7 protein-coding genes are annotated in these 8521 nt (G+C 72.2%); 4 read left to right on the forward strand and 3 right to left on the reverse strand.

All coding sequences use genetic code 11. The features are described 5' to 3' along the window. Positions 1–563 precede the first annotated feature (563 nt). Complete coding sequence (locus HLK59_RS45570) at positions 564–1949, reverse strand: transcriptional regulator (protein ID WP_171147562.1); 1386 nt, start codon at positions 1947–1949, stop codon at positions 564–566. Positions 1950–2205: 256 nt separating this feature from the next. Here HLK59_RS45570 and HLK59_RS45575 point away from each other — a divergent pair, with 256 nt between their 5' ends. From HLK59_RS45575 to HLK59_RS45585, 3 genes are read left to right on the forward strand one after another with little or no spacing between them, the layout of a single operon-like run. Continuing rightward, positions 2206–2868: a bifunctional DNA primase/polymerase gene (locus tag HLK59_RS45575; RefSeq protein ID WP_171147563.1), complete on the forward strand. Its 663-nt coding sequence runs from the start codon at positions 2206–2208 to the stop codon at positions 2866–2868. A 29-nt stretch (positions 2869–2897) separates the two neighbouring features. Continuing rightward, a complete protein-coding gene (locus HLK59_RS45580; RefSeq protein WP_171147564.1) occupies positions 2898–3671 on the forward strand; it encodes an ABC transporter ATP-binding protein in 774 nt (257 codons plus the stop codon). Continuing rightward, positions 3668–5260, forward strand: coding sequence for a transporter (locus tag HLK59_RS45585; protein ID WP_171147565.1), 1593 nt, complete (start codon positions 3668–3670; stop codon positions 5258–5260). The genes HLK59_RS45580 and HLK59_RS45585 overlap by 4 nt, the downstream gene beginning before the upstream one ends. A 129-nt stretch (positions 5261–5389) precedes the next feature. On the opposite strand, the gene HLK59_RS45590 is transcribed toward HLK59_RS45585, so the two are convergent. Together HLK59_RS45590 and HLK59_RS45595 are read right to left on the reverse strand one after the other, a co-directional pair. Then, positions 5390–6340, reverse strand: a complete 951-nt coding sequence (locus HLK59_RS45590) for an alpha/beta hydrolase (protein ID WP_171147566.1) — start codon at positions 6338–6340, stop codon at positions 5390–5392. Between the two features lie 575 nt (positions 6341–6915). Beyond that, positions 6916–7608 (reverse strand): metal-dependent transcriptional regulator, encoded by a 693-nt coding sequence (locus tag HLK59_RS45595; protein WP_171147567.1) that lies wholly within the window; start codon positions 7606–7608, stop codon positions 6916–6918. A 338-nt stretch (positions 7609–7946) separates the two neighbouring features. On the opposite strand from HLK59_RS45595, the gene HLK59_RS45600 reads away from it, so the two are divergent. After that, positions 7947–8521, forward strand: a 575-nt coding sequence (locus HLK59_RS45600) for a sugar isomerase domain-containing protein (protein WP_171147568.1), incomplete at its 3' end; no start/stop codon positions are given.

The following is an 8521-nucleotide window of genomic DNA, read 5'->3' on the forward strand; positions in this document are numbered from 1 at the left end:
GGGGGGGGGGGGGGGGGGGGGGGGGGGGGGGGGGGGGGGGGGGGGGGGGGGGGGGCGGGGGGGGGGGGGGGGGGGGGGGGGGGGGGGGGGGGGGGGGGCCGGGGGGGGGGGGGCGGGGGGCGGCCTGGCCGGGCGGGGGTGCGCGCAGGGGGGCGGCGACCGGACGGGACGTGGCGTGCGTGAGGGCGGGCGTGGCGGGGCACCGCGTGGGGGCCGGGTTCGGGAGGTGCGGGGCGGACTGGTAGCCGCCGGGTCCGCCCGTCTGGCCCGGCAGCAGCGGTTCGCCGCCGTCGGAGGGCAGCACGATGCCTTCGCGCGCCACGCGCGGCGAGGGCTCCTCGCCCTGTCCACTCTGCGTCACCGGGACTCCTACGAATGGGGGACCTTGTGAATCGTCGGCTCACGCTACCGGGTCCCCCGAGCCCGGTGCCACGCAGCACAGGACTAGACCGGTGTCCCTGTGACCGCGGTAACAAATCCGGGCCCGCATCCGCTACATAGACCCTCCGTTCGCCTGCGGAGCCTTCGTTTCCCGTGCGTTCACGCCCTCGTACCCCGGGGTTTCACGCCGCCGCCTGCAACTCCACCCGCGCCCCGAACTCCCTTACCACGGCCTCGTCCCGGAACGGCTCCAGCCGCTGCTGGAAGTCCTCCAGGTACTCGGCGCCCCGGTTGGAGCGGACGGTCTCCAGCAACTCCACGGCCTTCAGCCCGGTGTGGCAGGCCTGTTCGATCTCGCGCTGCTGCACCTGCGCGGTGGCGAGCAGCACATAGCCGATGGCCCGGCGCCGCGCCTTCGTCTCCGGGAGCCCGTCCAGCGACTCCTGCGCCCGCCGCGCCGCCGCCTCGGCCTGCCCGAGGTCCCGGTGGCAGTGCGCCAACTCGTCGGCGAGATAGGCCTCGTCGAAGTGCGCGATCCACGCGGGGTCGTCCCCGGAGGAAGGATCCGCCGCCTCAAGGGCGCCCACCGCGCGCCCGGACGCCAGCTGCGCCGCCCGCGCATCGCCCATCAGCGCGTGCCCGCGCGCCTCGGCGGCGTAGAACATCGCCTCCGCACGCGGCGTCACGCGCCCCCGCGCCCCTTCCTGCGCCGCGCGCGCCAACTGCGCGATCTCGCGCGGGTTCCCGAGCTGCGCGGCGAGATGGCTCATGGACGCGGCGAGCACATAACCGCCGTAGCCGCGGTCCCCCGCCGCCTGCGCGAGCCGCAGCGCCTGGATGTAGTACCGCTGCGCCAGCCCCGGTTGGCCGGTGTCGATCGCCATGTACCCGGCGAGCTCCGTCAACCGCGCGACCGCGGCGAACAGTTCACGCCCCACGGCCTCCCGGTACGAGCCGGCGAGCAGCCCGCTCACCACGCTGTTGAGGTAGTGCACGACGACCGGACGCACATGCCCGCTGCCGTACTGGTGATCGAGGTCCACGAGGGCCTGGGTCATCGCCCGCACGGCCGCCACGTCGGACTGGCCCACCCGCGGTCCCGCCTGGCGTGCCACCTGCGAGTCCGGCGAGGAGATCAGCCAGTCGCGGCTCGGCTCGACGAGCGCGGACGCGGCCACCGAGGAGCCGGACAGGAAGTCCCGGCGCCCCACGTCACTGCGCCACAGTTCGCAGACCTGCTCGATGGCCCCCAGGACGGTCGGCGAGAACTGGAGACCGACACCGGACGCGAGATTCTTGCCGTTGGCCATGCCGATCTCGTCGATCGTGACCGTACGGCCGAGTTTGCGGCCCAGCGCCTCCGCGATGATCGCCGGGGCGCGTCCCCTCGGCTGCTGCCCGCGCAGCCAACGCGCCACGGACGTCTTGTCGTAGCGCAGGTCGAGGCCGTGCTCGGCGCCGCACATGTTGACCCGGCGGGCCAGCCCTGCGTTCGAGCAGCCCGCTTCCTGGATGAGCGCCTGCAACCGTTCGTTCGGCTGCCGCGCGACGAGAGGCCTTGCGGCCATGGCATACCCCCTGGGAACAACCCCTGAAGCGAAAAGATCCGGCCGTGAAGATCAATGCCCCACGGACATACCGAAAATGCGAGGCATGTGAGGATTGCCGGGGTAAAAGACGGAAGCCACCCCGCATGTGGCTACCCAGCCCCGGCCACAGATCCTCCTGCGCGCCCCCACACATGCATCCATGCGCCCCAGATGCGGAATCGATGCGCTTCCCCCGCGCGCGGTACAGCCGTAACCCGAGGTGGGCGCGGGAGTTGTGTTGGGCGTGGAAGAGACGATCGCGAGCACCGAAGCCGCACAGATTCCGAAGCAGCGCGGGGAATCGCTGCTGGAGACCGCCGTACGCTACGCCGAGGAGCGCCACTGGGACGTGTTCCCCGGCACCTGGCTGGAAGCCGTCGACGGGGTGCAGCGCTGCTCCTGCGGCGACACGGCGTGCGCCGCGCCCGGCGCACACCCCTCGCGTGAGGACTGGGCGACGCAGGCCACGGGCAGTGCGACCGTCGCGCGCCGGTTGTGGTCGAAGCAGCCGCTCGCCTCGATCCTGCTGCCGACCGGGCGGACCTTCGACGCGATCTCCGTTCCCGAGACCGCCGGGTTCCTGGCGCTGGCGCGCATGGAGCGGATGGAGTTGACGCTGGGGCCGGTGACCTTGTCGCCGGACCGCCGGATGCACTTCTTCGTGCTGCCGGGCGCGTCGGTGAAGGTGCCGGAGCTGGTGCGCAAGCTCGGCTGGACGCCGTCCTCGCTCGATCTGGTCGCGCTGGGCGAGGGAGCGTTCGTGGCGGCGCCTCCCACGCGCTACGGGTCCAGTGGAGCCGTGCAGTGGGCATGCAGGCCCACGCCGGCCAACCGGTGGCTGCCGGACGCCGAGGAGTTGATCTCTCCGCTCGCCTACGCGTGCGGGCGGGACCGCTGAAAGCTCTTCCGCCCCTTAGGTTGGCTTCCATGACGTCGGCCGTAAGTGTGCGTGGGCTCTGGAAGCGGTTCGGGCAGCAAGTCGCCGTTGCCGGGATCGATCTGGAGTTGCCCGCCGGGAAGTTCATCGGGCTCGTCGGACCCAACGGGGCCGGGAAGACCACCACCCTCTCCATGATCACCGGGCTGTTGCGGCCCGACCAGGGGTCCGTGGAGGTCGTCGGGCACGACGTCTGGCGGGATCCCGTCGAGGTGAAGGCCCGGATCGGCGTCCTCCCCGAAGGACTGCGCCTCTTCGAACGCCTCTCCGGGCGGGAACTGCTCGTCTACTCCGGGCGGTTGCGCGGCCTGCCCGGCGCCGAGGTCGACAAGCGGGCCACCCAGCTCCTCGACGTCCTCGACCTGGCGGGCGCGCAGCACAAACTGGTCGTCGACTACTCGACCGGGATGCGCAAGAAGATCGGGCTCGCGGCGGCCCTGCTCCACAACCCCGAAGTGCTCTTCCTGGACGAGCCGTTCGAGGGCGTCGACCCCGTGTCCGCACAGACCATCCGGGGGGTGCTGGAGCGGTACACGGGGTCGGGCGCCACCGTCGTCTTCTCCTCCCACGTCATGGAGCTCGTCGAGTCGCTGTGCGACTGGGTGGCCGTGATGGCCGCGGGGCGCATCCGGGCGCACGGCCCCCTCGCCGACGTACGCGGCACCGCGCCCTCCCTCCAACAGGCCTTCCTGGAACTCGTCGGGGCGGGCGGACGGGACACCGGGTCCGATCTCGACTGGCTGGGTGGCGGGGCCACGCGATGAGCGCCGACGTCACCGCCGTCGTCGTACGGCTGAAGCTGTCGCTGCTGCGCAACGGCCTCAGGCAGTCCGGTGGGCGGCGGGCCGCGTATGTCGCGTCGGCCGTGGTCACCCTGCTGTTCGCCGCGCTCCAGCTCCTCGGGCTGATCGCGCTGCGCGGGAACGAGCACGCCGGGTCCGTGGCCGTCCCGCTGGTGGCGGTGCTGGCGCTGGGGTGGGCGGTGATGCCGCTGTTCTTCCCCAGCGGGGACGAGACCCTCGATCCGACGCGCCTGGTGATGCTGCCGCTGCGCCCCCGGCCGCTGGTGCGGGCGCTGCTCGCGGCCTCGCTGGTCGGGATCGGGCCGCTGTTCACGCTGTGCCTGCTCATCGGCGCCGCGCTCTCCGTGGCGCACGGCGGGGCGGCGTACGTCGTCGGTGTCCTCGGTGTCGGCCTCGCGCTGCTGGTGTGCGTGGCGCTCGCGCGGACGGTGGCCGCCGCCAACATCAGGCTGCTGACCAGCCGTAAGGGCCGCGACCTGGCGGTGCTGAGCGGGCTGGTCGTGGCGATCGGGGCGCAGCTCGTCAACTTCGGTGCGCAGCGGCTGGGTTCGAGCGGGCTCGCACAGCTCGATCCGGCGGCGGAGGTGCTGAGGTGGGTGCCGCCGGCTTCCGCGATCGGGGCGGTGGAGTCGGCGAGCGAGGGGTCCTACGGGGTCGCGGTCGTCCAACTCGCGCTGAGCGCGGGGGCGCTGGCGGGCCTGATCGCCGTATGGTCCCGGCATCTGACCCGGCTGATGACCTCCCCCGACGGATCCACCCTCCAGTCCGCCGGTGAGTCGGCCTCGCGCGAGCGGACGTCGACCGGGCTCGGGCGACTGCTGCCCACCGGCCGCACGGGGACGGTCGTGGAGCGCAGCCTGCGGTACGTCTGGCGCGACCCGAAGACCAAGGCGGCATGGGTGACCTCGCTCGCGATCGGCCTGATCGTGCCCGTGTTCAACGCGCTCCAGGGCACCGGCTCGATCTACTTCGCCTGCTTCGCCGCGGGGATGCTCGGCATCCAGATGTACAACCAGTTCGGCCAGGACACCTCCGCGTTCTGGATGGTCGCGCTGACCATCTCCTCTACCCGGGACGCCTACGTCGAGCTGCGCGGCCGTGCGCTGGCACTGCTGCTGATCACCCTGCCGTACGCCACCCTCGTGACCGTCCTGACCACGGCGATGCTCGGCGACTGGGCCCGGCTCCCCGAGGTGCTGGGCCTGTCCTTCGCGCTGCTCGGCGCGATGCTGGCGACGGGTGCGTGGGCGTCCGCCCGCTTCCCGTACTCCATCCCGCAGGAGGGCTACAAGAACGTGGCCCCCGGCCAGACCGGGCTGGCCTGGATCTCCATCTTCGGCGGCATGGTGGGCGCGGCCCTGCTGTGCGCACCGGTCATCGTCCTGACGATCTGGCTGAACGTCAGCGCGGGCGGCGACGACTGGACCTGGCTGCTGCTGCCGGTGGGCGCCGCGTACGGGGCGGCCATCACACTGGCGGGCCTCCACCTGGCGGCACCGAGAACAGCGGCCCGCCTACCGGAGATCCTGGCGGCGGTGAGCAAGGGCTGATGCTCGACGCAGGGACCTGCAACGCCCTCAGGGGCGCGGGGAACTGCGCGACAAGCCACGAACCACCCGCACCCGCCACACCTCAGAACCCCCGAGCTCCCAGGCGATCCGAGTCAGCCCGTCAGCCCGTCAGCCCGTCAGCCCGTCGATGAACGGCTCGATCGCCGCCCGCCAAGCCTCTGGCTGGTCGTAGTGCACAAGATGCCCCGCGTCGGCGACCTCGGCATACTCGCCCCGCGGCAGCACCCGCACCATCTCCTGCGCCTCCGCCCGCCCCAGCTCCCCGTCGAGCCCCCGCACCACCAGCGCCGGGCACCGCACCTGCGCCAGTTCCTCCCAGTGCGCGTCGAACACCCACGGCTCCCGGGACTTCAGCATCTGCTCGTGCTCGAACACCGGCCGCCATCCGTCCGGCGACTCGGCCATCACCTCGGCGTAGAACTCCCCCCGCGCCGGATTGGGCCGCTCCACCCACGGATCGTCCTCGCCGAACCACTTGCGTACGTCGGCGAGCGTGGCGAAGGGCACGGGCCAGGCCTTGAACCAGTCCGCCCACTCCCGCTGCGAGGCCGCGCCGAGTGCGGAGGCCCGCATGTCGCAGATGATCACTCCGGACACCAGGTCCGGCCGCTTCGCGGCGAGCTGCCAGGCGGTCAGCGCGCCCATGGCGTGGCCGATGAGGACGGCCGGGCCGAGGCCGAGCTGTTCGAGGGCCGCTTCGGCGTCCTCGACGTAGGCCTCACGGGTGAAGGAGGCCTGCGGGGGCTTGTCACTGCGGCCGTGGCCGCGCTGGTCGAGGGCGACGGCCCGGTGGCGTTCGGAGAGCCAGCGAGCGGTGGAGGCCCAGTGGGAGGCGCGGCCCATGAGGCCGTGCAGTAACAGCACGCCGGGTGAGGGGTCGAGGGCGCCCTGCGCGGTCCGCCGGCCGATGTGCCGCCCGGCTGTCTCACCGTTCTCCCGGACGCCGTGCTCCGTCGCGTCCCTCACCGGGTCCGCCGGGTCGGGCTTGGGAGGGTCGCCGAACTCCCAGGCCGCCAGGCGTACGCCGCCCGCCCCGGTCACGTCGATGCGCCGCGCCATTGGTCCTGGCACCCCCCTCAACGGGTTCGTCGAAGTCCGTTCCGGCACCGCACCCCGAAGGACGCCGAGCCGGCCGGTCCTGTGAACCGTGTGCTGTCTGCCCCTGCCTGACGTGCCTGCTGTCGTGCCGCCCCCTCCCTGAAGCGCACGTTCCGCCCGACGTGTCACTCGAAGGCTATCGAATGCCTATTCGAGAATGCGGTTTCCGCCGACAACACCCCTCGTTTGAGTGACCTTGCTCAAGGATTGATCGTCGGCGCCGAGGGGAGATCTTCAGCGGGAGGCGGACCGGCCGGGGAAACCGGTCCGAGGGGAATGACCCTGGGAGCTCGGGGCTCCGGGTCAGCACAGGGGAGGACAGGCCCCGGCGCCACCAGGCGCCGGGGCCCTCCACACGTCTGCGGCACATCCTCCCCGCCCCCTCAGGTCATATGCCTCACGCGACAGCCTCGCACGCGAGGCGTCCGAGCGCTGCGATTCGGCACAGTGAATCTTGGAATCGACAAGATCACCGGGATGCCACAACTGCCCCTGACGTCCCGGCAGTTGAACACCAAACAGAAGGTGTACGACGGTCAGCGCTTGGCGACGAACACATGCGAGGCGACGTCCGACTCCAGCTCGGCCGCCTCACCCCCGCTGCCCACCAGCACCCCGCCGGCCGACTCCGTCACGCTCACCACCGAACCGGGCTGCACGCCCGCCCGGCGCAGCGTGTACATCAGCTGCGCGTCGGTCTGGATCGGCTCGCCGATCCGGCGGACGACGACCGTCTTGCCCTCCGGACCCGGGTCCAGGTCGGCCAGCGACACCATGCCCTCGTCCAGGAACGGGTCGGCGCCGTCCTTCTCGCCGAGCTCCTCCAGACCGGGGATGGGGTTCCCGTACGGCGACTCGGTGGGGTGGCGGAGCAGTTCGAGCACCCGCCGCTCCACGGCCTCGCTCATCACGTGCTCCCAGCGACACGCCTCGGCGTGCACCTGCTCCCACTCCAGCCCGATGACGTCGACGAGCAGGCACTCCGCGAGCCGGTGCTTGCGCATCACGCGCGTCGCCAGCCGACGCCCCTCCTCGGTCAGCTCCAGGTGCCGGTCGCTCGCCACGGACACCAGCCCGTCGCGCTCCATCCGCGCCACCGTCTGGCTGACGGTCGGCCCGCTCTGGTCGAGCCGCTCGGCGATCCGGGCGCGCATGGGGACCACACCTTCCTCCTCCAGCTCGAGGATGGTGCGGAGATACATCTCCGTGGTGTCGATCAGTCCGGACATACGTGCCCCTCGATGAGATCTGCCGGAAGCGCAACGACTTCGCGGCGCGTGCGCTGGCCCTGGCTTCAATTCTGACGCATAGCACTGACAACCGTGCCGCGCCGGTGAAACGAGCTGGTTTCGGCAGCGATCCGAAGCCGCGTCCGGGGTCCTGCCCGAGGGCCGCGCGGCGGGCCGTACGGCGACGCGGCGGGCCCGGCCCGGGCGGTGCGCCGGCGTCGGAGCCGGGTGGCGGCGGGTTCGCCCACGGACCGCCACAGCTCGGCCCCGCCGTATTGACACCGCAGTGGTCCAGACCGCACGGTGATCCGCGACACAGCCGACCCGAAGGGGCCCGTATGAGCGACGGCACGCCCGCCGAACGGTTCTTCGACGCCGCGATCGGCCTGCTGCAGCGGGTCCGCGAGGAGGAGGCCGGGCCCATCGCCGCGGCCGGGACGCTTCTCGCCGACACCGTCGCCGCCGGGGGCCGGCTGTTCGCCTTCGGCGCCGGACACTCCTCGCTCGCCGCGCAGGACGTCGTCTACCGCGCCGGCGGCCTCGCGCTGATGAACCTGCTCACCGTCCCCGGCGTGGTCGGCGTCGACGTCATGCCCGCCACGCTCGGCTCCGCCCTGGAGCGCGTCGACGGCCTCGCCACCGCCGTCCTGGACTCCTCCCCGCTCCGCGCGGGCGACACCCTCGTGATCATCTCCCTGTCCGGCCGCAACGCCCTGCCCGTCGAGATGGCGATGAGCGCACGCGCGCGTGGCGTGAAGGTCATCGGCGTGACCTCGGTCGCGTACGCCTCGGAGACGACCCCCCGCCACTCCTCCGGCACCTACCTCAAGGACCACTGCGACGTCGTCCTCGACTCCAAGATCGCCATCGGCGACGCCGAACTCACCCTCGACACCGTCCCTTATACCCGTCT

Source organism: Streptomyces sp. S3(2020) (assembly GCF_013044505.1).
Lineage (GTDB): Bacteria > Actinomycetota > Actinomycetes > Streptomycetales > Streptomycetaceae > Streptomyces.

Coding starts and splice junctions, on each gene's coding strand:
- HLK59_RS45590 (WP_171147566.1), bottom strand. CDS start 6,340: ATGGCGCGGCGCATCGACGTGACCGGGGCGGGCGGCGTACGCCTGGCG.
- HLK59_RS45580 (WP_171147564.1), top strand. CDS start 2,898: ATGACGTCGGCCGTAAGTGTGCGTGGGCTCTGGAAGCGGTTCGGGCAG.
- HLK59_RS45595 (WP_171147567.1), bottom strand. CDS start 7,608: ATGTCCGGACTGATCGACACCACGGAGATGTATCTCCGCACCATCCTC.
- HLK59_RS45585 (WP_171147565.1), top strand. CDS start 3,668: ATGAGCGCCGACGTCACCGCCGTCGTCGTACGGCTGAAGCTGTCGCTG.
- HLK59_RS45570 (WP_171147562.1), bottom strand. CDS start 1,949: ATGGCCGCAAGGCCTCTCGTCGCGCGGCAGCCGAACGAACGGTTGCAG.